The 23611-nt window shown below is 72.1% G+C and carries 16 protein-coding genes; 10 read left to right on the top strand and 6 right to left on the bottom strand.

Features of this window, described 5'->3' with window-relative positions; all coding sequences use genetic code 11:
- Positions 1-292: 292 nt before the first annotated feature.
- Together ABT053_RS11180 and ABT053_RS11175 are read left to right on the top strand one after the other, a co-directional pair.
- Positions 293-1252 (top strand): polysaccharide deacetylase family protein, encoded by a 960-nt coding sequence (locus ABT053_RS11180; protein WP_350968776.1) that lies wholly within the window; start codon positions 293-295, stop codon positions 1250-1252.
- A gap of 242 nt (positions 1253-1494) precedes the next feature.
- Positions 1495-2682, top strand: coding sequence for an endo-1,4-beta-xylanase (locus tag ABT053_RS11175; RefSeq protein ID WP_350968775.1), 1188 nt, complete (start codon positions 1495-1497; stop codon positions 2680-2682).
- Between the two features lie 124 nt (positions 2683-2806).
- Here the strand turns inward: ABT053_RS11175 and ABT053_RS11170 are convergent, their stop codons facing one another.
- Together ABT053_RS11170 and ABT053_RS11165 are read right to left on the bottom strand one after the other, a co-directional pair.
- Positions 2807-4249, bottom strand: coding sequence for a glycoside hydrolase family 10 protein (locus ABT053_RS11170; protein WP_350968774.1), 1443 nt, complete (start codon positions 4247-4249; stop codon positions 2807-2809).
- Between the two features lie 551 nt (positions 4250-4800).
- The gene (locus ABT053_RS11165; RefSeq protein ID WP_350968772.1) at positions 4801-5661 is read right to left on the bottom strand and encodes a 3-methyladenine DNA glycosylase; all 861 of its coding nucleotides are present in this window, start codon (positions 5659-5661) and stop codon (positions 4801-4803) included.
- Positions 5662-5889: 228 nt separating this feature from the next.
- Between ABT053_RS11165 and ABT053_RS11160 the strand changes: the two genes are divergently transcribed.
- The 3 genes from ABT053_RS11160 (at position 5890) to ABT053_RS11150 (ending at position 10188) form a co-directional block, all read left to right on the top strand.
- Entirely contained in the window at positions 5890-6459 is a 570-nt protein-coding gene (locus ABT053_RS11160) for a dihydrofolate reductase family protein (RefSeq protein WP_350968770.1), read from the top strand.
- Positions 6460-7069: 610 nt separating this feature from the next.
- A complete protein-coding gene (locus ABT053_RS11155) occupies positions 7070-8680 on the top strand; it encodes a pectate lyase family protein (RefSeq protein WP_350968769.1) in 1611 nt (536 codons plus the stop codon).
- 317 nt (positions 8681-8997) lie between these two features.
- Positions 8998-10188, top strand: a complete 1191-nt coding sequence (locus ABT053_RS11150; RefSeq protein ID WP_350968768.1) for a beta family protein — start codon at positions 8998-9000, stop codon at positions 10186-10188.
- Positions 10189-10286: 98 nt separating this feature from the next.
- On the opposite strand, the gene ABT053_RS11145 is transcribed toward ABT053_RS11150, so the two are convergent.
- The 3 genes from ABT053_RS11145 to ABT053_RS11135 all read right to left on the bottom strand — a co-directional run bounded on the left by ABT053_RS11145 (position 10287) and on the right by ABT053_RS11135 (position 14081).
- Entirely contained in the window at positions 10287-10913 is a 627-nt protein-coding gene (locus ABT053_RS11145; RefSeq protein WP_350968767.1) for a hypothetical protein, read from the bottom strand.
- Positions 10914-11063: 150 nt separating this feature from the next.
- Positions 11064-13676 carry a polysaccharide lyase 8 family protein gene (locus ABT053_RS11140; RefSeq protein ID WP_350968766.1) on the bottom strand — a complete coding sequence of 871 codons (2613 nt, stop codon included), beginning with the start codon at positions 13674-13676 and terminating at the stop codon, positions 11064-11066.
- A 174-nt stretch (positions 13677-13850) separates the two neighbouring features.
- The gene (locus ABT053_RS11135) at positions 13851-14081 is read right to left on the bottom strand and encodes a hypothetical protein (protein ID WP_350968765.1); all 231 of its coding nucleotides are present in this window, start codon (positions 14079-14081) and stop codon (positions 13851-13853) included.
- Between the two features lie 1006 nt (positions 14082-15087).
- On the opposite strand from ABT053_RS11135, the gene ABT053_RS11130 reads away from it, so the two are divergent.
- From ABT053_RS11130 to ABT053_RS11110, 5 genes are read left to right on the top strand one after another with little or no spacing between them, the layout of a single operon-like run.
- The gene (locus ABT053_RS11130) at positions 15088-16248 is read left to right on the top strand and encodes a DUF8094 domain-containing protein (RefSeq protein WP_350968764.1); all 1161 of its coding nucleotides are present in this window, start codon (positions 15088-15090) and stop codon (positions 16246-16248) included.
- 30 nt (positions 16249-16278) lie between these two features.
- Positions 16279-18381 carry a hypothetical protein gene (locus ABT053_RS11125; RefSeq protein ID WP_350968763.1) on the top strand — a complete coding sequence of 701 codons (2103 nt, stop codon included), beginning with the start codon at positions 16279-16281 and terminating at the stop codon, positions 18379-18381.
- On the top strand, positions 18378-20471 hold the full coding sequence (locus tag ABT053_RS11120) for a hypothetical protein (protein WP_350968762.1): 2094 nt from the start codon (positions 18378-18380) through the stop codon (positions 20469-20471). The genes ABT053_RS11125 and ABT053_RS11120 overlap by 4 nt, the downstream gene beginning before the upstream one ends.
- Positions 20472-20531: 60 nt before the next feature.
- Complete coding sequence (locus tag ABT053_RS11115; RefSeq protein WP_350968761.1) at positions 20532-21524, top strand: MinD/ParA family ATP-binding protein; 993 nt, start codon at positions 20532-20534, stop codon at positions 21522-21524.
- Positions 21524-22282, top strand: coding sequence for a hypothetical protein (locus ABT053_RS11110; protein WP_350968760.1), 759 nt, complete (start codon positions 21524-21526; stop codon positions 22280-22282). The genes ABT053_RS11115 and ABT053_RS11110 overlap by 1 nt, the downstream gene beginning before the upstream one ends.
- Before the next feature lie 143 nt (positions 22283-22425).
- Here the strand turns inward: ABT053_RS11110 and ABT053_RS11105 are convergent, their stop codons facing one another.
- Positions 22426-23592 (bottom strand): hypothetical protein, encoded by a 1167-nt coding sequence (locus ABT053_RS11105; protein ID WP_350968759.1) that lies wholly within the window; start codon positions 23590-23592, stop codon positions 22426-22428.
- Between the last annotated feature and the right edge of the window lie 19 nt (positions 23593-23611).

Raw genomic sequence — 23611 nt, 5'->3', positions numbered from 1 at the left:
CGGGCGATCAGGTTCCGGCCGATGTTACCGAAAGATTTCGATGCTTTCTTGACAGGTTTCGTGACAATACACAGAATGACTCACCAGGCGGGCCTGCTCGCCCCACCCGGGTGACCTCTTGACAGAACCGCAGCTCAACGCGGTTCCGCGTGTTCCGTACGCGTTACGCCGCAGCCGTACGTGCGTCCGTCCCTACCGATCGGTGTTCCAGTGGAGGAACAGAGTGATCGACAACGCAACCATCACCGGCCGAAGCCGGGTACGCCGCTCACGCATCCGGAGTTCACTCGTGATGGGTCTTCTCACCGTCCTCGGCGCGGCGCTCGCCGTGACCTCGTCACCCGCGGCACAGGCCGCCGACTGCAGCGCCGGGTACGTCGGGCTCACCTACGACGACGGTCCCAACCCCGGCAACACCGCCAACCTGCTGAACGCGCTACGGCAGAACGGCCTGCGGGCCACCATGTTCAACACCGGCCAGAACGCCCAGAACAACCAGGCCCTGGTCCGCGCCCAGCGGGACGCCGGAATGTGGATCGGCAACCACAGCTACACCCACCCCCACCTGGTGAACATGAGCAGCTCCCAGATCCAGTCGGAGCTCCAGCGGACCCAGCAGGCCATCCAGCAGGCCACCGGGACCGCGCCCCGGCTCTTCCGGCCCCCGTACGGGGAGACCAACGCCACCCTGAGGTCGGTCGCGCAGCAGCTCGGTCTCACCGAGATCATCTGGGACGTCGACTCCCAGGACTGGAACGGCGCGAGCACCGCCCAGATCGTGCAGGCCGCCGGACGGCTGCAGAACGGCCAGACCATCCTGATGCACGACCAGTACGCGACGACGCTCAACGCGATCCCGCAGATCGCCGCGAACCTGAGGAGCCGCAACCTGTGCGCCGGCATGATCTCGCCCTCTACCGGCAGGGCCGTGGCGCCTGACGGCGGCGGCACCCCGACCGACCCGCCGACGAACCCGCCGGGCGGCAGCTGCACGGCCACCGTCACCGCCGGACAGCAGTGGACCGACCGGTTCAACCTGTCGGTCAACGTCTCGGGGAGCAACAGCTGGATCGTCACGGTGACCCTGCGCAACGCCCACCGGGTCAGTGCCACCTGGAACGGCAGCCCGACCTGGGACGGCAGCGGCAAGGTCATGACGATGCGCCCCAACGGCAGCGGCAACACCTTCGGCTTCACCGTCATGCACGGCGGCGACCGGACCTGGCCGACGGTCTCCTGCCGGGTGGGCTGACGTCCCGCGGACGCCGGGTGGGCTGACATCCCACGTCCCGCGGACGCCGGGTGGGCTGACATCCCACGTCCCGCGGACGCCAGGTGAGGCCTGACATCTCACGTTCGTCCCGCGGACACCGGGTGGGCTCACGTCCCACGGAGCCCCCGAACGAACGGGCGGGTCCCCGCAGGTCTGCGGGGACCCGCGTCACATTTCCCAGCACGTCAGAAGTTTTCGGGGGCCGATCCCTAGGGAGTCCGATGAAGCGTTTCCTGACCGCCGGTGCCGGTGTGCTCATGCTGGCCGGCACGTTGAACGCCGTACCCGTTCAGGCGGAGGAGCGGCCCCCCACGGTCGCCGAGCAGAGCCTGCGCGCGCTCGCCGCCCGCCACGATCTCGCCATCGGCACCGCGGTCGACACGGACGCGCTGCGCGACGCGGCCGATCCGCAGTACCGCGCGCTCGCCGCGTCACAGTTCTCCTCCGTCACCGCCGAGAACGTCATGAAGTGGGAGTCGCTCGAACCCACCCGGGGCACGTACAACTGGGGCCCGGCCGACGAGCTGATCGAGTTCGCCCGCAAGAACAGGCAGCAGGTCCGCGGGCACGTCCTGGTCTGGCAGAACCAGCTGCCGGCCTGGCTCACCCAGGGTGTCAGTGACGGGACGATCGGCAAGGAGCAGCTCCGCGACATCCTGCGCAACCACATCACCACCGTCGTCAAGCGCTTCAAGGGCAAGATCTCGCAGTGGGACGTCGTCAACGAGGCGGCCAGCGACCCGTGGGACACCCCGTCGTCGATCCACCTGAAGGGCTTCTGGGCGCAGCACCTCGGCCCCGGCTACATCGCCGACGCCTTCCGCTGGGCCCGCGCCGCCGACCCGGACGCCCTGCTGTTCTACAACGACTACAACATCGAGGCGTTCGGCGACCGCGGGCCCTCCGACAAGACCTGGTACGTCTACACCATGGCCAGGAGGCTGCGCGCGAGCGGCGTCCCCATCGACGGCGTGGGCAGCCAGGGACACCTCGGCACCCAGTACGGCAACTACGACGCCCTCCAGGTGCTCGAGGTGCTCGACGCCTTCTCCGACCTCGGGCTCGCCACGGCGTTCACCGAGGTGGACGTGCGCAGCCAGATGACCGACGGCGTGCGCGCGGGCGACTCCAACGAGATCAACCCCCGCCTCCAGGCGTCGGCGTCGAACTACAGCGTGCTCCTGCAGGCGTGCCTGGCCAACCGGCGCTGCCTGTCCTACACCGTCTGGGGATTCACCGACAGGCACTCCTGGGTGCCCGGCTGGTTCTCCGACCCGCCCGAGGGCATGGCCACCCTGTACGACGAGTCCTACCGGCCCAAGCGCGCCTACAACGTCGTCAAGGCGGACCTGGCCTTCTCCGGGCCGCCGTACGTCCTGCCCAGGGTCTCGCAGAAGCCCCGGCGATGAGCGGCGGCGGGGCGTCCGCCGACTCGGACGCCCCGCCGCTCCCGGGAAGACCCCCTGAAAGATGTACGTGACGAAGGGCCGGGCCGCGGGAAGCGCGGCCCGGCCCTCGTGCGAACGGATCGGATCAGGGACTGGTGCAGGTGGCCGTGGGAGTGGCCGCGGTGCCGTTGGCGGTGAAGCCGAAGGTGGTCGAGGAGCCCGCCGCGACGGAACCGTTGTAGGAGGCGTTGCGGACGGTCACACTGGAGCCGGAGACGGTCTGCTGGCCGTTCCACAGGCTGCTGATGGTCTGCCCGCCGGGCCAGGTCCACCGCACCGTCCACCCGTTGACCGGCGCGCTGCCCGCGCGGACGGTCACCGTCGTCTGGAACCCTCCCTGCCAGCTGTTGGTCGTCGCGATCGTCGCCGAGCACGCCCCCGGGACCGGGGTCGGGGTGGGAGTGGGCGTGGGGGTCGGGGTCGGGGTGGGGGTCGGGTCCGGGCCGGGGTCCGGGTCGGCGGCGTTGAGCGCGTCCAGCACGGCGGTGTAGGCGGGTTTCTTGGTGCTGCCGCTGAACAGCAGCGGGGTGTCGCCCGAGCGCCAGGAGTCCTGGTCGCGCACGCCCCACACCGTGATGCCGTTGCAGCGGGGGACGGCCAGGCAGTCGTTGGTCACCGCGGCGTAGGTCTGGGCCGAGGCGCCCTGGATGTCGAGCTCGGTGATCTGCACGTCGACGCCGAGGGCGGCGAAGCTGGAGATGGTGGTGCGGAAGTTGCTGTTGTAGGGGCTGCCGCTGTTGAAGTGGGCCTGCAGGCCGACGCAGTCGATCGGCACGCCGCGTGACTTGAAGTCGCGGACCATGTTGTAGACGCCCTGGGTCTTGGCCCAGGTCCAGTTGTCGATGTTGTAGTCGTTGTAGCAGAGCTTGGCGGCCGGGTCGGCGGCGCGCGCGGTGCGGAAGGCGACCTCGATCCAGTCGTTGCCGGTGCGCTGCAGGTTGGAGTCGCGACGGCCGCCGTTGCCGTCGTCGAAGGCCTCGTTGACCACGTCCCAGGCGTAGATCTTGCCCTTGTAGTGGGCCATCACGCCGTTGATGTGGTCGATCATCGCCTGGCGCAGGCTGCTGCCGGACAGGGACTGCATCCAGCCCGGCTGCTGGGAGTGCCAGGCCAGGGTGTGCCCGCGCACCCGCTTGCCGTTCTGCACGGCCCAGTTGTAGACGCGGTCGGCGTTGGTGAAGTTGAACTGCCCCCGGTTGGGCTCGGTGGCGTCGATCTTCATCTCGTTCTCGGCCGTCACCATGTCGAACTCGCGGTTGGCGATCGTGGTGTACGCCGAGTCGCCGAGCTTGCCGGCGCTGATCGCGGTGCCGAAGTATCGCCCGCTCTGCTGGGCCGCCGCGCCGAGCGTGCTCGCGGCGGCGTTGGCGGAAGCGGCACCGGCGGACGTGGCGCCCGCGGAGACCTGGCCGGTCACCGCCGTGAGCGTGCCGAGCACGAGGGTGCCGAGGGCACCGGCGATCAGGGTCCGGCGAAGGCCGCCGAGAGGTCGCCGGGTGCCGGGCGGGGGTATGGCGTTTGTGCCCATGCCTGAGCCTCCATAACTGCGTCACGGGATAGCGGGAACGCGGGGGACGGCCCCGCGAGCTCGACGCCGCGCCCATTGCCGGGGAGGCACACCAGGGGGCGTCGCAGACGACGGCCCTGCTGCGCACCACCGACCCGGCCGTGGGAGGACGCCTTGGGGACTCAGTCTGGAAACCTCCCCGAAATACGTCAAGGCGGCTCAGAAACTTTCGGTTACCCCGCTCGGGCGTGTCCGCCCGGCACATGCCCCAACCTCAGCCCCTGCCTCCTGAAACCTTGCGGGCTCGTCATGCCGGGACAGGACATGGCCGATGTAAGTTTCAGCACGACGCCTGATCGGCGGGGGGCGATCCCTCCGTACCCGGCCGGACGCCCGCCGCGCGGACGTGCCCCGGTCTCGCTCGGCCGGACGCCCCCGACGCACCACGCGCCGAGGCCCCGACGACGCCTCCCCGTTCCTGAGCCTCATCGCGGGTCCTCGTCGCGGGGCCTGCGGGGCAGGGGTCCTCGTTGCGGGCCCTGGCGGCGCCTTTCCGGCCCCGGGGCGGCGGGTCAGGAGTGGCGAGTGCCGGAGAGCAGCCGCTCGCAGGAGTCGAGCAGGCGCTGCCGCAGCGGCCTCGCCCGCTCGGCGAACCCCCTCTGCTCGGCGGCGTACTCGGCCCGTCCCTCGGGCGTCTCGATCCGGATCGCCCGGTGACCGAGCGAGCTCAGGTCGTACGGGCTGGCTCGCATGTCCACGGCGCGGATGTCACGGGCCAGCGTGAAGCAGTCGGCGACGAGCTCGCCGCTCACCAGCGGTGACAGCTTGTACGCCCATTTGTACAGGTCCATGTTGGCGTGCAGGCAGCCCGGCTGCTCCAGCTCCGGCTGCCGCTCCCGCGTCGGCTGCAGCACGTTGAGCGGGCGCGCCTCGGGGGTGAAGAAGCGGAACGCGTCGAAATGGCCGCACCGCACGCCCCGCTGCTCCACGACCTCCGCGATCTCCTCCCCGCCGAGCCGCAGCGGCCAGGCCTCGTGCCGCACCTCCGCGGCCCTGTAGACCATCGCCCACTCGTGCAGACCGAAACAGCCGAAATAGCCGGGCCGGGCCGCGGTGGCGGCCAGCAGTCGCATGATCCACTCGATGGAGGACCCGCGCCTGTCCATCAGCGCCGCGGTGTCGAGCGTGGCCCCCTCGGGGGTGTCGAGGTAGTCGCGGCCGAAGTCGCGCGCCCCCTTCAGGATCACCCCGGCGCCCGGATGCCACTTGCGCAGCCGCGCCGGCCGGTGCCCGTAGTAGGTGAACAGGAAGTCCTCGATGGGGTGGGACTCGCCCCGCGCCCTGCGCGCCAGGTGCGGCTCCGACCACACCCCGATCCTCCGGGCGTGGGCCTCCGCCCGCGTCCGCCACTCCTCCGGCTCCAGAACCTCCACCGCTGAATGGTACGCGGGGGCCGGTGGTGCCCGGCGGGTGGCCCGTACGGCCACGACCGGGGGAGTCGCGGCCCCTCGGGGAAGGTCGTTTCCGGGCGGGAGGAGACTGCCGCCGGCGGGAAGAGCGAAATGGGCGTGACCGGATGTAGAGGAACCGGGGACGGCTCCGATTCCCGGGTGACAGCGCGCTCCGAGGGCGCGGGAGATCCACATAGACAGGACGTCGTCATGGGCGAGCTCATCCACTTCGTACACCAGTCCCTGGACGGTTTCATCGAGGGGCCGAACGGCGAGTTCGACTGGCCTCGGATGAATCCGGAGCTGTCCGCCTACTCGCAGGAACTGGTGGGCGGCGACACGGTGTTCCTCTACGGGCGCGTGGTGTGGGAGATGATGTCGGGCTACTGGCCGGAGGCCGAGCGGCACTCGACGCACGAGCATGATTTGGCCTTCGCCCCGGTCTGGCGGGCGGCGTCCAAGGTCGTGGTCTCCCGCACGCTGGAGAAGGCCGGCTGGAACGCCCGGTTGATCTCCGAGAACGTCGTCGAGGAGCTGACCGCGCTCAAGAGGTCCGGCGCCAGGCTGCTGCTGTTCGGCGGGTCCTCGCTGGCCTCCTTCCTCACCGAGCACGGCGTGATCGACGAGTACCGGGTCTTCGTCCACCCGGTGATCCTGGGCGGCGGCAAGCCGCTCATCCGGGAGCAGGACCACCGGGTCGGCCTGGAACTCGTCGAGTCGCGGACGTTCGACTCCCAGGTCGTGCTGCTCCGGCACCGGCGCGCGGACCTGCGAGGGTGAGCGTCACCCGGCACTGAGCTCACCTCCAGTTCCTCCCCCCATCTGGCGGGATAGCGACCGCCGTTCGTACCGCTGTCCGGAGCACTGGCCGGGCCGGGTGTCTCCCGGGCGGCGGGTGGCGGCCGTCCGGCCGGAAGTACCGGGAAACCCGGAAGTACCGGAAAACCCTCGCGTGTTCGCGGGAGGACTTTCGCGCCGCGTCCGGACCGTCCTCGACGGGGTCCACCTGGGAGAACGGCGCCCCGGCCGCCCGGAGGACCGGAGCCTCACACCCCCCGGGCGAACTGGGTGCTTGACTGCACCTTTCTCCGGGCGTAAAAGTGCGAAAAGAGTTGGATAGCGCTTTCCCACCCTTCGTCCAAGAGCGACGTGACGGGTCTGCTCGGCGTACTCCGCCGCAGGTCAGCCATGCCCAAAGCCCTCACCCAGGGGGTCGTGGGCGGGCTCGCACGTCGCCCGACGGACATCGCTCGCCGGGACCCCGGCGACGCCGGCGCGTGACCGCGGAACGCGGCACGCCCGCGTCGCCGGTCCGGTCCCGGCGCGAGGCCATGGCCGACCGGACCGGGAGCACGGCCGGTCGGTACTGACGGAACTTGGAGGTTCCACGGTGCGAAGAAGGAAAGGGCTCGGCGGCTCGCCGCTCATCGCGCTCGCGACGAGTCTCGCTCTCGCGGTGATCGGGGCGCTGGTGCTCGTGGCGATGCCCAGCGCGTTCGCCGCCTCGTTGTTCGCCGACAACTTCGAGGACGGCAACTCCAACGGCTGGTCGAAGTCCGGGGGAAGCTGGTCGGTGGTGGCCGACGGCTCCCAGGTGTACCGGCAGTCCGGGACCGGCGCGGACGCCAGGACGGTGGTCGGCGCAGGCTGGTCGGGCCAGGCGGTGCAGGCGCGGGTGAAGCCGATCGCGTTCAACGGCGGCGGGCGGTACGTCGCGGTGCTGGCCAGGGCGCAGAGCACCAGCAACTACTACTTCCTCGGGTTGAGCAACTCGGGCTCGGTCGTCCTGGGCAAGCGGACCGGCGGCGCCCCGACGACCCTCGGCTCGGCCGCGGCGACGGTGACCCCGGGCACCTGGTACACCCTCAGGCTGGAGGCGTTCGGCACGACGCTGCGCGGCTTCGTGAACAACGTGCAGGTCGTGTCGGCGACGGACTCCACCTTCTCCTCCGGCAAGGTGGGCCTCGCCGGTTACTACGCGAGCGCCTCGTTCGACGACGTGCTGGTGACGGACGCCGGCGGGCCGAGCGAGCCGCCGGTCACGCCCACGATCACCCCGCCGCCCCCGGGCTCCTGCCCCACCTCGGGGACGCCCGTCGGGTTCGCCGCGGTGAACGCCTGGGGCCGTAACGGGACCACGGGCGGCGCGGGCGGACCGACCGTCGAGGTCGACACCGCGAGCGAACTGATCTCCGCCATCGGCCAGACCGGGCCCCTGAACATCTGCGTACGCGGGATGATCACGGTTCCGGCCGGGATGTACAACGTCACCTCGGACAAGTCGATCGTGGGCATCGGCTCCACCGGCGGCATCAGCGGCGGCGGCCTGAACATCGGCCTCCCCCTCGACGACTCGGTCACCTCGCCGCCCGCGAACGCCGTGAACAACGTCATCATCCGCAACCTGTCGTTCCGGAACGCCAACGACGACTCGATCAACGTCCAGATGTTCTCCCACCACGTCTGGATCGACCACAACGACCTGGCCGACGGGTACGACGGGCTCATCGACATCAAGCGCGGCTCGTCGTACGTCACCGTGTCGTGGAACCACACGCACGACCACACCAAGAACATGCTGCTCGGCCACGACGACAGCAACAGCGCGCAGGACGTCGGCCGGTTGAAGGTGAGCTACCACCACAACTGGTTCAACCAGACCCCGCAGCGCAACCCGCGGGTACGGTTCGGCGAGCCGGTGCACGTGTTCAACAACTACTACGTCTACAACACCGACGTCGGGGTGGCCTGCCAGCTCAACGCCGGATGCCTGATCGAGGGCAACTACTTCGAGCGGGTCGAGGTCCCGGCGACGAACACCTACGCCGGTACCGCCGGCAGGTGCGTCGCGCGGAACAACGTGCTCGACGACTCCGGCCCGCCCGAGTGCAGCGGCACCGTGCAGGAGGCGAGCTCGTACTACAGCTACACCCTGGACGACCCGAACTCCGTGAAGGCGATCGTCAGCGCGGGAGCCGGGGTCGGCAAGATCGGCGGCTGATCCCCCGGAATCCCCGTAACCCTTCCGGCCCTTGGAATCCCCGGGGTTCCCGGTGATCTCGGTGACACCGGGAACCCTCCGGATCGGGCCCGGCGGGCGGCGCACCACGCCGCCCGCCGGGCCACGGAACCGGTGACCCGCGCGCCCGGCGGCGGCCGGTCGGTCCTCGGCTTCCGTCGGTTCTCGGCTTCCGTGGCGACCCGACCGATCACCGTCGTTCTCCGGTTCCCGTGAGTCGCGTTGATGACGTCCTGCCAGTCCGATCCCAGGAGCGGCGGCGAATGAATCGTTCTCGCGAAATGTGACTCCGGGGAGCGTTGACGAACTCGTCGCCGGAGTCCACCGTCAGGAAAACCGGGCAGGTGGCGGCCCGCCGGGAGGCGAGGGACGGCCGCCGCGCCGGACGCGGGTTCGCCAACCACACGGAGAACCATGTCATGACGGTGTACATGCCGATCCTGAAGGGACGGGCCAGCGAGTTCCTGGCCCTGGGGAAGATCGCCGCGGAACGCCGGCCCTCCGTACGGCCGCTGATCGAGGTGATGCCGCTGGAGTCGGACACCGGCGACGGCGACCGGGCGGCGATCGAGAGCGTGGCCGCCTTCGAGAAACGCGTGGAGGAGCACCTGCCCGCCGAACGCGTTCTCGCGGTCGACTGCCACCGCCTGCGCGACAGGTACAGAAGGACGGACGACCGCGACGTCATGCCGATGGTGTCGAACGCCGTGCACAAGCTCGGCTATCGCATGATCCCGGTGGTACGGCCGGAGGACGGCGAGCGCGCGTTCCTGAGCGCGGGGTACGCCGCGGCGCAGCACCGGAAGGGCGCCTGCCTGCGCGTGCCCTGGTCCGCGCCGCGCACCTCGGCGGACGACGCCCGGCTGTCGCGCCGGATACGCGACGAGCTGGGCCTGGGGTTCAAGGACATCGATCTCGTGCTCGACCTGTGGGCGGTCGACTCCGACGCCCTGCTTAAGGAGCGCACCGCCGACGCCTGGCAGGCGCTCACCTGGGCGAAAGGGTTGCCGGTACGTTCGGTCACCTTGGCCGCCGGAGCGTTCCCCAAGTCCCTCGGCGACGTCCCCTTCGACACGCGGGTGGCCATCCCCCGGCGGGACGCCGAGCTGTGGACGACCGTCGCGGCCTCGTACACCGGCGCGACCGAACTGTTCTACGCGGACTACGGCGTGTCCAGCCCGCGGGTGTCACAGGGGCGGAACCCGCACCCGAACCTGCGGTACGCGGTCGGCGGGCAGTGGTACGCCTACCGGTGCGAGCGGCGCGAGGGCACCGGCGCCCTCGGGGGTTTCGACGGCCTGTGCAAGGCGGTGGTCGCGGACCTCTGGCCGTCCCGGGGAACGGCGTCCTCGTGGGGCGACGAGCAGATCGAGCGCTTCGCGAACGGGCAGCCGCTGCTGCCGAGGAGACCGGAGTCGTGGCACGCCTGCAGCCTGTCGCGCCACTTCGCCACGGTGCTCGACCGGCTGGCCCACCTCAGGCGGCCGTGACTTCCGGAGGGGGTCACGAAGGCGAGACGGGAACGGCCTGGTCGGTGGGGAACCCTCTGACCGGCGGGGGACACCCTGGCTGACGGGGAACGGCCCGGTCAGCGAGGAACGACCTGGTCGGCGCGGGCGTCGCCGAGGGCCCCGTCTCCGGCTCCGTCTCCGAGCTCGTCTCCAGCCTTGTCTCCAGCCTTGCCCCCGAGCTCGTCTACGGCTTCGTCTCCGGTCTCGTCAGCGTCGGCGTCGGTGCGGGCGAGGATGCTCTCCATCCACGCCACCGCGGTGGCCGCCACCTGCGTCAGCTGGGAGTACAGGCGCTTGTCGAGATCCTCGCGGCCGGTGTGGAACCTGTCGCGGCCGAACTCCCGGCCGATCCCGCCGACCTGTTCGACCAGACCGGCCAGCTTCGCCACCTCGACCAGGTGGGGACTCGACGGGTCCAGCGCGTCGTCCTCGGCCCGCTGCCTCCGGCGTTCCCGCTCGACCTCGGCCAGGGCGCCCTCCAGGCGGAGCCGGTGCGCGTGGCCGGTGACGGCGTCGACGATGAACTCCGCGACCTCCCTGGGCCGTTCGGCGTCGAGGACCTCCACGTAGAGGGAGTAGTCGTCGCCGTCACCTCCGGCTATCGCCCAGACGCCGGTCTCCTCCTTCTCGTGGTTGGCCTCGCCGGGGACGACCCGCCACGTGGTGAGATCGACGGACCCTAGCTGCTCGCACCTGGGAACCACGATGTCCTCCTGCTCGTGTTCGCGAATGGGGCGGTTGTGCCTGGGGGTGGTCTCCCATCGTGCCGGGCTTGATGATCGGGCAGGCCGGAACCGTCAGATTCGTCCGTGTCGCCCTGATGGTGGGGTCACGCGGACGTATTCGGCCTTCCGTCAACCGAGGCGTACGGTGACCGTGTTCGAGCCGCCGCCCCGGCTCGCCAGGCGGCCGAAGGTGAGCGTGAGCCGTGCGCCGGTCGTGGCTTCCGTCAGGAGGGGGTGCCCGCGGAGCAGCTCGGTCACCGGCCGGTCCCAGGTCACGGTCAGCTCGCTCAGGTCGCGCCGGGGGTCCGACACGGTGAGCGTGGCCGTACCGTCGCCGCCCTCCCTGACGAGGACCGCGCACGGGGCGGAGGCGGCGAGGTCCCCGGCGGCTCCGTCGTTCCAGAAGTTGACGGCGGTGAGCCCGAGTGACGGTACCCGGACACCCTGCTGCCGGGCGGTGTTGGCGAGGACGCGCGCCCAGCCGGGGTCGGCGGCGCGGGCCCGGGTCTGCGCGAGGCTCGCGCCCGGTAGCAGCAGGTAGACGTAGCCCGCCGAGACGGGGTCGACCCCGTGGTCGAGCCAGAGGGTCACGTAACTCCGGGTCACCGGGTCCCGGCCGCCGGAGCGTTTCTCACCAGGAGCCGAGTCCTGGACACCGGCGCGTTTTTCACCAGGGGCCGGGTCCCGGCCAACGGTGCGTTCCTCTCCCGGAGCCGGGTCCCGGCCGCCGACGCGTTCCTCCCCCGGAGCCGGATCCCGATCGGCGGTGCGTTCCTCGCGCAGGGTGCGCAGGCGGGTGCCGCAGGGCAGGACGTAGCCGCCGTGCCCCTCCAGGTGCGCCCAGCCCTTCGCCTCGTCCACGGTGAGAGGCGCGCCGGTCCTGCGGTTGTCCACGATGGTCTCGACGGGTACGCCGTCCTCGGCGGTGATCCCGGCGCCGAGGCAGACCACCGCGTCGTCGAGGAAGAACCACGACTTGAACGCGTCCAGGGTGCTCTCGAAGCCGTTCAGGTGCTGGCCGACCGTCGCGTACACGCCGTCGGTGGCGCCACCGGCCCAGCGGCCCGGAGGGCAGGTGTCGCCCCACGCCTCACCGGCGCCGTCCGCCAGCCGCCGGGTGGAGACGGTCGTGCCCGGCAGGCGGTAGGGGTCGACGGTGGCCCAGAAGGAGTCGGAGTACTGGTCGCCGTGGCCGTCGGCCCACCAGTAGAGCATCCCCGAGCCGGTGTGCCAGCCGCGGAGGTTCTCGCCGTTGCCGTGCTCGTAGTGGCCGATGCGGTGGGAGGCCATGCTGAGGCCCGCGCACCAGCCGGGCCCGCCCCGCGCGCCGCGAGCCGGGCCGGTGCGAGGGCCGGTGCTTGGAGCGATGCTTGGAGCGGTGCTCGGGCCGGTGCGCGAGGCAGTGCTTGGAGCGATGCGAGGGGCGGTGCTCGGGCCGGTGCTCGGGGCGGTGCGCGGGGCGGGGCGCGGGGCGCGGTGCACGGCGCGGGCGCTCATCGCGAGCAGCCGGTGCCCGGTGGGTTCCTCGGCCGCGGGGACGGCGTCGTCGTCCAGGATCGCGGCGAGACGGGCGTGGAACCCGAGGTCGTCCTCCTCGGCCGCGTCGAGCATGGGCCGGTGGGTGTCCCGCAGCGCCCACCCCTTCACCATGCCCTGCCAGCGGGACCGCTCGGCGGCGGAGGCCGTCTCCCCCAGCAGCAGGATCGCGGAGGCGATCGCGCGCCCCCTGTCGTGGTCGCCGTACGGCCGCCTGCCGACCGCCCGCCCGCTGACCAGGTCCATGCAGAAGCCGTCGTGGACGAACGGGGCGAACGTCCTCTCGACGCTGTCGAGGACGACCTGCCGGTTCGGGTCGGTGACCTCCCACGGCGAGCCGCGCAGCACCGCGAACAACGTCGCGAGACCGGACAGCAGCGACGCCCCGTACGTCCCCTGGTAGGGGACGGTCGTGTGCTGGACGAAGGAACCGTCCCGGTAGAACCCGTCGCCCTCGGAGACGTGGGGGAAGACCGGGGAGAGCGCGGAGACGGCCAGCGCGGCCTTCGCCGGGTCGGAGCCGAGGACGGCCCGCAGCAGCGTCACCACGCACAGGTCCACCCGGTTGGCCCCGGTGCTGGTCCCGTCGTAGTCGTCCAGGCGGCACTCGGGGACGAAGTGATCCACCGCCTCCCGCAGCGCCCCGCTGCGCGGTTCCGTCAGGTGCGGGCCGATCAGCAGGGCCGCGTCGAGGAGGTTCCTGGGGGTACCGATCTGCCAGTACCACCAGTTGCCGGCCTGGTCGGCGCCCGCGGCGTACACCCGCCGCCGGTAGTGGTCGATGCCGCCCGCGACGGCCGCGGCCAGGCCCGCGTCGCCGGTCAGGCCGGTCCCCGGCAGGGCGTACGCGCGGGCCATGGCCCGCAGCCGGGCCGGGGTGGCGCCGAGCGAGGGGAACGCCAGGTCGGGCCAGAGCGACGCGCCGGTCGGCGCCATCGCGTCCCGGTACCCGGCCGCCCTCCTCCCCAGCCTCGCCAGCCGGGTCCGGTACGGCTCGGCCGTCGCGTCGAACCCCGACCCCGCCGTCACGTCCCGCCACCGATGACGCAGCCGGGCGAGAGGGTCGTCCGGCGTGCGCGGCGCGGCTTCCGCGTGCGCGGCTTCGGGGGGCGCGTTCTCCGTGCGCGCGGCATACGCCGGGATCAGCGCTCCGGTGGCCGCGAGACCACCGAGCCGAAGAAACGATCTCCGGGAATGTCGGTTCACGCCTAGATTGTCGGGTGGAAATCGCCCTCACCGCGGGTACCACGCCGCATCGCTCCCATATGGGCGGCGCTCTGTCGCCGTCAGGGACGACCGCCTCCTCCGCCGGGCGCGTGTCCCGGCGCTCGCGTGCCCCGATCCGCGTTCGCCGAGGACGGGAGGATCCGTCCTCGGGGTTCAGAGATCCACGTCGCGGGAGGCGACCACGCGGACCCCCTCGGGTTCGTGGCCCGCCGGGGTGACCACGACCCGCCTCCCCTCGTCCTCGTAGCCGTGCTCGGTCAGCCACAGCAGGGTGTACGGGTCGAGTTGGCTGAAGTCGACCGGGGAGGAGGGCGAGAAGATGTCGTCGCCGGACGAGGCACCGCCGGTCTCGCCTTCGACGATCGACAGGGTGTACGCGGTCATGGCAGCCTCCGGGCGGTGGTCGTCGTCGACGGTGTCATACCCCCGAGGGCGACAGTGCTCCCCTGACCTGGTGATACCTGGTGACCCCGGTCGGCGCCGGGCCCGGCTCCCGCGACGATCGTCCGTTCTCACGGGGACGGGAGCGCGGCCCGGCCTTCCCTCTCCGTCGCCCCTCCGACGGCGTCAACCGGACGAGAAGGACACCTCCGCCATCTCAGGAGAACGAGACCGGGCGAGGATCACCTCGGACGCCCCGCGGCCCCCGGATCGCCGCGCCCCCGTTCGTCCTCATTCCAGGCGATGTTCCAGGCGATGTTCCGGGCGATGTGCTGCGCGATGTCCCGGGCGATCGCGGGCCCGCGCGCCCCGTGGAGCGGGCGTCCGAGGGCGGAGGGCCGCCGTCCGCTCAGCCCCAGGAAAAGCCGGGGTTCCAATTAGCCGAACGCGGGCCGGGGGCCGAACCGCCAAACAGAGGAAACGTATACATATCAAGTTGCTATGACGGCTTGCAACAATCTGGAGAAGGAAACGCCCGACGCGATCTCCCGTACGCGGCGAGAGCACGGACGGCCGTCGGAAAGCCCAACGGGAGACGAACGACCGGCCCGCGTCAGGGAAATGGCAGTTCAACAAGAAACGTGAAGGATCATCCGAAACCTCGGGATGACCGGAGTTCTCTAGAGAACTTGTGGCACGGTCCACCCACAGGAGGGCAGCAGGTGGGGGCATTGCTCGTTTCGGACGGCCCATATATCTACTTAGGTGTTATTTATAACCCAATAACCATAAGTGACAATTACTGAGCCCTTTACCTTCCAAATAGATCACGGTCAGTCTAATATTTGGACCTATGTCATGGCGTGCATCAGATTTCCCAGATGGAGAGGCTGGGTCCTCTGGCCGTGGCAGTGCTTCCTCTAGGCATGATTCCGAACACGCATCCGACTGGCATCCCGAACGCCTCCTGTCATTCGATTGGCGGAAGGTTATTCTGTTCACGGCGGTTTTGGCGATCATCGCCGTGGCGGTGTTCTGGCTCGCGACCAGAGCGCCCTCCGGTTCGTCCCTGGCGGCGAACCCCACCCCCGACCCCTCGGACACCGGCTGGGAGAAGGCCCCTTCCTCGCCTTCGCCGACGCCGGCCTCCTCCCGCTCCACTCCCAAATCCACCCCGAAACCCACCCGGACCGGAAGCGGAGGCGGCACGGACAAGTCCCCCCGCCCCGAGTCCACCCCCGCGAAGAAGCCGCGCGAGACCAGGACCACCCCACCGCCCGCCGACCCGCCGGCCGGATCCAGCTCGCCTCAGCTCACCGCGAAGGAGGCGTACGGCATCCACGGCCGCTACCAGCGGGGGCTGTCGGTGGCCCAGGCCAGGAAGGACCAGGCGGCCATGGCGAAGCTGGAGCACGGACTCGCGCTGGAGATGACGAGGGCGGGTTTCAAGACCGCCGAGATGCAGGGGACCTCACTCGCGACGGGGATATGGCCCAATCCCCAGGTGTGGATCCCGCGTCACGTGGACGGCACCGCCGACTGGTTCGTGGCGGTCTCGCACGAGCCCGGCGTCGCACGGATCGTCGACGTGATGAGCTCGGCCCCCGGCGGCTGGCGGCTCGTCGCCTCGGCCGCCGACACGCGCGCCACCCCGGCGCGGTTCCCCAAGATCGCGACCGACGGCGAGGGGTACGCGACGAGTCTCCCGGAGAACGCCACCGGGCTGAGCGCGACCCCTCGGCAGATCGCCCGCGCGCACATGGCGAGCCTGCAGAACGCCGAGATCGACGCGCGTTTCGACGACGGGCCCTGGACCAGCGAGGCCACGCTGTTCTGGCAGCAGGAACGCGTCCGGCTGGAGCAGGCCGACTGGAAGCTCACGCTGTCGTACCGGCTTGAGGGACCGGTACGCGCGCTCAGGACCAGTGACGGGGGCGCTCTGGTCTGGTACGGAGCCCGATCCACCGAGCTCCGCGAGGCGGTGCGGGAAGGGGCGAAGGTCAAGCTGAAGGGCTCGGCCGCCGTCCGTACCCGCGACAAGGCTTTCGCCCGCTCGGTGAGCGCCACATACGGCCGCATGTATGTGACACATGTCCCCCCCGCCGGCTCGAACGAGCCCGCTCGCGTGCTGGGCGAGTGGAGCGACGTCCTGGAGAGCCACGGCGACTGACGTTTTCACCGGAAGAAAAGGAACATTCTAATGACACCCTCACGTAAGCCATCGCGCGCGACGGTGATCACTGCGAGTGTCGCGATCGGTGTCTTCGGCGCCGGCGCCGGACTGGGAACCGTCATCGCCATGCGCCCCGACCCCGGCGAGGGGCAGGTGATGCGACTGGCCGCGGGCACGTACCTCCTCGACGACCAGGCGGGAGCCTGGACGTCGAGCGCGGCACCCGGCGGCGACCAGCCGCTCCCGCTCTCCGGCGCCGACGCGGGCAGCACGATCGCGGACGGTGCCAGACCGGCGGCCGCCGCCGGGGACCAGCGGGTCTGCCTCACCGCCACCACCGACGGGCACGCGCTCGGAGGCTCCGCGGAGGGCTGCGTCGCCCTTCCCGTCCTGGGCGTGGCCGCCGCCGCGGTCGCCCCCCTCCAGCGGCCGGGAAACCCCAAGAGCACGCCGACCCCGCCCTCGGCCCCCAAGACGACCGCGCCGACGAAGCCCGCGACGCCCAAGAAGCCCGACCCGCCCGCCAGGGCCGACCCGGCTCCGGTGCGGCCCGCTCCCAACCCCGGACCGGCCCAGCCCCCCGCCCAGCCACCGCCGGTGAACAACCAGCCCGTCCAACCTCCCGCCCCGCCGCCCCCCACCCCGACGAAGAAGATCAGCGGCAACATCTCGCAGAGCGACAACGAGAGCGGCAGCGTCATCCAGCGCCCCGTGGAGAAGAAGATCGAGGTCGTCGCGCCGCCCAAGCCGGCTCCCGAGTCCGGCGGGACGAGGTCCTCGGGCCCCTCGCGGCCGTCGCAGCCCAACGGCGGGAACGGGCGCTCACAGCCCCCGGCGAACACCGGTGACAGGCAGCGGCAACCCGACGAGGCGAACAGGCGGATACAGCCCCCGGCGAACAACGGCGACGGGCAGCGGCAACCCGACAACGGGAACGGACGCTCGCAGCCTCCCGCGAACAACGGCGACAGGCAGCAGCCCCAGCCTCAGCCGACCGGGGGGAACAGGCAGACTCAGCCCCAGCCCACCGGCCTCAGGCCCCCGCAGCCCCAGCCCACCGGAGGCAACAGGCAGCAGCCCACCGCCACCGTGAGGCCCCCGCAGCCCGGGGACAACGCCAGGAACCCCCGGCCGACGGGCACCCTGAGGCCGGCGATCCGGTCGGGCACCGGCCGGCCGATCGTGCCCTCGGGCGAGGTCACCCTCCCCACGGCGCCCCCCGAGACCCGGCCGACCGGCGACGTGGTCCCGGTCCAGCCGCCCGGTGACCGGAAGCGCTCGCAGGCGCCGAGCCCGTCGCGGAGCCTCCCCGCGGGCGGGCCGTCCCGGCCCGCACAGCCGCAGCCCTCCGTCGGCCCCGGTGAGAACGCGTCGCAGGGTCCCGACGGGACCGTGCTCATGCCGGCCGACCCGCGGCTTCCCGGCGGCGGCCCCGACGGTGGTGTCTCGCTGCCGGTCTTCGAGAACCCCGAGCTGCTGCGTCGCGCCTACGAGGCCCTCGGGCTGGACAAGGGGATGCGCTACACGGACGAGAACGGCGTGTGGGACCTCAACATCGCCCCGCCCGGCACCCCGCCGTGCCGCAACTACACCGTCGACGAGATCCAGGCGCTCACCGCGTCCCAGGGCCCGAGCCCGTCGCCCGGCGCCCAGGCGATGATCCCCCGCGACTCGTGCCTGTGGCCCGCCTTCATCCGCTGGCTCTACGCGGAGCCCGCACCCGGTCAGATCAGCAACTGGACCAAGTTCACCGGACTGCCCCAGCGGAACCTGGAGCTCGTGGTGACCGACGTTCCCCCCGTCCCGCTTCCCAGCCCGATCGCCACCGAGGACGTCGCCCCGCAGCCCGACCAGGTGCAGCCCGACCAGGGACAGACCGGCCAGCGGCAGGGCATCCCCGGCGAGGAGGAGCCCTGGGAGCCGGACACGGGCGGGCTGAACCCCGCCCAGCCGGGACCCGGGGACCCCGGGGACCCCGAGGACGCGGTGGCCCCCAGGGACCCCGGAGGCAGCGGGGACGACGTCCCCCAGCAGTGGCCGGGTGAGAACACCGCTCCCCTCCAGTCCGGCCAGGGCCGGTCCGATCAAGGCCGGGTCGAGCCGGACCCGGTCGAGTACGACGGCCGATGAGCACACCCACCGGAACCGGGCGTCTCACGCCCGGCCCCGGCCAGGGGGCGGCCTGGGTGCGTGAGCATGGCGCGCACCTGATGGACTACGCCGCCTCCCACCTCGAATCCGGCCGGGCGCACGCGGCGGTCGTCGCCGCGCTGGCGGCCGGCCGGGTCGAGGCCGCTCCCGGGAACGTCACGGCCCGGGGGCGGCTGCTGGCCGCGCTGCGACGTGACTGCCGCACCTCTCCGGGGTACCGGGAGCGGTACGTGCCGGGTTCGGGGCCCGGCATGCCCGACGCCTCGCTGATCGAGCGGGTGTGGACGATCGTCGACCCCCTGGGCACGGAGACGCTCAGGCTGACGTACCGCCACGCGCTCGGCATGGAGGATCTCGCCCACGTGCTGGCGATGCCCGTCGACGAGGTCGGCAGGCTCGCCACCCGCACCCAGGACCTGATCGAGACCCTGGTGAGCGGGCTGGACGCGCTCGCCCACGGGCGGCGCACCTGCCCGGAGCTCGCCCCGCTGGTGGAGACCGTCTTTCCCGGGGTCTTCCCCGCGAGCCCGGCCGCCGGGCACGCGGCCTCCCCCTCCGACCCGGAGGGGGCCCAGGCGCGCCTGCTCTCCCACATGATCAGGTGTTCCGTGTGCACGCGGCCGATCAACATCCGCTACACCGTGCCGCAGATGATCTCCCATCCCCCGGTCGCGCCGCTCTCCGAGGAGGAACGGCGAAGGCTCACGGACGCGCTGCCCCCCGAGGCCGCCGGCGAGGCGGGATCGGGGGAGCCCGCGCGTCCGGCCCGTGGCGGGTCTCCCGTCCTGTCCGCCCCTCCGGGGGAGGGACCGTCCACGGTCCTTCCATCGCCCCCGCCGGGGAACCGGACCGCCTCACCGGGGCACCGGGCACCCGGGCGCCGGTCCATCGCCCCACCCGGACACCGGTCCCCCGCCTCGCCCGCCTCCCCGGGTGGGAGCGGCGTACCGACCACCCCGGCCACCCCGGCGCCCTCGCCCAGGGTCGGCACGCCTCCCTACCCGCCGGTGGCGTCGAAGCCTCCCGCGAGGCCACCGGCCGCGGCGGCGTCAGGGGCCGCGTCACCGGCCACCGCGCCGGGAGACGGGCCCGCGGCGGGTTCCCCCGATCCCGCCAACCCGTCGGGGCTGCCCCCGCTGCCCGCCCTGCCGCCCCGCAAGACCCGGCCGTCCCGGCCGCCGTCCCCGCCACCCGTACCCGGGCACGACACCCCGCTCTACGACGCCCTGCTCACCCAGGCGTGGGCGCGCGAGGTCCTCGCCCAGAGCGAGGAGCTCACCGGCACCATTCCCCAGCAGTCGCCGCCCGTCCCCAAACCCGTCGCCAAGGCCGAGCCCATCGTCATCGCCGGGCAGGCCTCCGTCGAGATGCGCGACACCGGGACACGCGACACAGGAATACGCGAGGCCAAGACTCGTGAGACCAGGACGCGTGACACCGGAGTGCGCGACACCGGGACGCGCGAGACCGGGATACACGACGACTCCCAGGTTCCCGCGCTGCGCTTCCACACCGAACCCGACGACCGCCCCGACGAGGAGCGGATCGAGATGGGGATCCGCGTGCTGGAGGCGCTCAGCTGGGCGGGCGCCCGGATCAGGAACACGACCATCAAGCTCGTCATCATCGTCGTGGCGGGCGCGGCGGGCACCCTGACCGGGATGAACCTCCTCGGCCCCGCGATCGAGTCCGAGGAGCCCGCGAGCTCGCTGCAGGCGTCCACCAGCCAGGCCACCCGGTCCCCGCCCCCCGCCGCCGACGCGCCGGCCCGGCAGGACGGGCTCGCCTCGCGCCTGCGGGTCCCGCCCGTGGTGACGCTGGACGAGTTCGGCCTGGGAAGCATGGTCCTCACCATCTCGGGAGAGCCGTTGAAGTGGCGGATATCGGCTCCCGGCCTGGCCGTGAGCCCTTCCAGCGGCACGCTGCGGGAAGGGGTGACGCAGGTGATCAACCTGCGCGCCCACCGGGTCCGCAACTGGTGCGGCGCCCCCGCCTCGGTCACCGCCCCGATGACCGTCCACGGCCTCGACGACTCGGTCGGCACGACGGTGCGCTGGCGGACCTGCTGACCCGCTGACCCGCTGACCTCCCATCCCCCCACGATCGCCATTCGAGAAAGGACAACGGCAGTGACGGATACCTCTCCCCACGTCCATACATCACCGCCCACCCCTCCCGAGCAGTTCCACGAAACGGTCCCGCTCACCGCGGAACACCTGCTCACCAACCGCCGCCCCGAGCCCGCCGGGGGGTGGCGCCGGCTGGTCTGGCAGCTCTCCGGCAAGCGCTTCATCCCCGCGGAGTCGGCGGCGGAGCTGGAGCGGCGCACGCTGATGGCGCAGGCGCAGACCCCCGTGGCGAGCGGGCACCACCGGATCGCGGTCATGAGCCTCAAGGGCGGGGTCGGCAAGACCACGACGACCGTCGCCCTCGGCAACACGCTCGCCTCCCTGCGCGGCGACCGGGTGATCGCGATCGACGCCAACCCCGACCGCGGCACCCTCGGCATCAAGGTCAAGTCCGAGACGGCCGCGACCATCCGCACCATGCTGGCCGAGGCGCCCCACATCCTGCGCTACGCCGACGCCCGCGCCTTCACCTCCCAGTCGCCCGCCCGGCTGGAGGTCCTCGCCTCCGACACCGACCCGGCCGTGAGCGAGGCGTTCAACGCCGATGACTACCGCACGGTCGCCGGGCTCATCGAGCGCTACTACTCCATCTGCATCACCGACTGCGGGACCGGCCTGCTCCACGGCGCGATGGGCGCGACGCTCGAGATGGCCGACCAGATCGTGCTGGTCAGCCTGGTCGCGGTGGACGGGGCGAGTTCGGCCGCCGCGACACTGGACTGGCTGACCGCCCACGGCCACGCCGACCTCGTCAGGAACGCCATCGTCGTGCTGAACGCCGTGGAGCCCAAGTCCGACGTGGACCTGGACCTGCTGGAGCGCCACTTCACCTCCCGGTGCCGCGCGGTGATCCGCATCCCGTACGACCCGCACCTCAAGGAGGGCGCCGAGGTGGACCTGGTCCGCCTGCGGCCCACGACGCGGGGCGCGTACCTCCGCCTGGCCGCGGCGGCCGGGCAGACCTTCGGGCAGCGCCCCGACCGGGGTCACTAGTGCGGCCGGTCGCCGACGATCCCACGCTGAACTGGGATCTGGGCCCGCCGCCGAGCGCCCGGCGGCGGATGCTCATCGTGGTCGTCTCGATCGTGGGGACGATCCTGCTGGCGGCCGGGGCATGGCAGCTCCTTCGAACCGATTCCACCCCCGTGAACGCCTCCGCGCCGAAGGCCGTCGGGGACACCGTTCTCCTCGCCCCGCCCTCCGGCTACGAGGGCGCGGCCGGTTACCCCGTCGGGTTCCCCCGCACCGAGCTGGGCGCGGCCTCGGCCGCCGCCGCGGCGCTGGAGGCGGCGTGGACCCTGGACGCCGAGCAGGCCGAACAGGCCGCGGTGCTGTACGCGCGGCCCGAGCAGCACGACGCGGCACGGGCCGGCGCGCGCGAGGCCGTCGCGGGCTGGCGGGAGATCCTCGGCCTTCCCAAGGACGGGGCGCTCCCCGACGGCGCCGCCATGCGGACGCGGACGATCGGCGTCCAGTGGAAGGCCCGCGGCCAGGACCAGGTGCTGGTCTCGGTCCTGGTCCAGGTGACCGCGACCAAGGGCGTCGGCGACACCGATCCCACCTATTCGAGCCCATACGCCATGAGCCTGCTCATGGTCTGGCAACCCGGCATGCGCGGTGCGAACCAGGGGGACTGGGTCAACGTCCCCGACCCCCTCGCCACCTCCGTGCCGCCGGTCGCCCTCCCGGGCACCCCCGAATTCACCGCCGCGGGCTGGAAACCCATCTCCGGCCCAGAGCCCACCCAATAGATCCAGGAAGAGCGATCAATGCCCCCACGCAGCTCGTCCCGGCGTGTCACCTTACTCTCCGGCCTTCTGCTGGCCGCGGTCTCCGCGACGACAAGCGCGGTCATCGCCCAGCCGTGGGCCGCCGTGGCGGATCCCGGCGTGAGTTACGGCTCACCGTCGCAGGATTCCGCCGTCCCCCCCGCCGGGCCCTCCGCGCGGGAGGAACTCCCTCCCGAGGTGACCGTCCCCGAGACCGCGAACGACTCCGGGCCCGACGGGAGTCCCCCCTCGAACGGCGGCTCCGGCTCGGCACCGGACGACTCCCCCTCCGCCCCGGACCGGAACCCGCCCGCCGAGAACGCGTCACCCCCCGAGACCCGCGACTCCCCTCCCACGTCCCGTAGCCGTCCCGGCCAGCGGAACACCGCCCCCCGCGCGGAGGAGAACGTTCCCGCCGAGCAGTTCTCCGCGCCCGCGCGGGAGAACGTACGGTCCAGGAACGCGGCACCGGCGAACCCGCCGTCGAGGAGGCCGCGTCCCGCCGAGGCACCGCCCCCGAACACCCGGCCCACCGAGGCACCGCCGACGACCACGAGGAACGCCAGGCCCACCGAGGCACCGCCTTCGACCTCAAGGAACAGCCGCCCCACCGAAGCACCGCCCGCCGCTCCGAAGAGCGCCGCGCCCACCACCGAGGCACCGCCTTCGACCTCGAGGAACACCCGGCCCACCGAGGCACCGCTCGCGGCGCCGAAGAACGCCACCCCCACCACCGAAGCTCCGCCGCGGGCCGGGAGGGCCACCCAGGCACCCCCCAAGAACGCGGCACCCACCACCGCGCCCCCGGAGACCAGGAAGGCCACCCAGGCACCGCCCGGCGGCACGAGGCCGTCGGCGACGTCCACGGGAACCTCCGCCCCGGCCAGCCCGGCACCGTCGGCCAGCGCCACGGCCACGGCGACCGGGAGACCGCAGCCGCCGAGGGCGACGCCCAAACCCCCCGCCCCCGACCCCGACCCCTCGGACAGGCCCACCAGGCCCGCGCCCGACCCCTCCGACACGGCCACCGGGCCCGCGCCGGACCCGGACCCCACGCCCCCGGGTCCCAAGCCCTCGGGGCCCAGCGCGACGGCGACGGCGACCAAGCCGGCACCGACCGCCACGGCCACCACCGCACCCAAGCCCACCCGATCGACGCCCCAGCGGCCCACCACCCCGCCGAAGGGCACGAAGCCCTCGAAGCCCTCGGCGAACCCGACCTCGACCCTCACCGCCCCCCCGCCCGCCCCTCCGCGCACCGGTCCACCGAGCTGGGCGACCAACGCGCCCAAGCCCGCGCCCAAGCGGACC

The organism is Streptosporangium sp. NPDC002524 (assembly GCF_040295985.1).
In the GTDB taxonomy this organism is placed as follows: Bacteria; Actinomycetota; Actinomycetes; order Streptosporangiales; family Streptosporangiaceae; genus Streptosporangium.
Note: the sequence above shows the minus strand (reverse complement) of the source record. Positions and strands in the feature narration are given on the sequence as shown.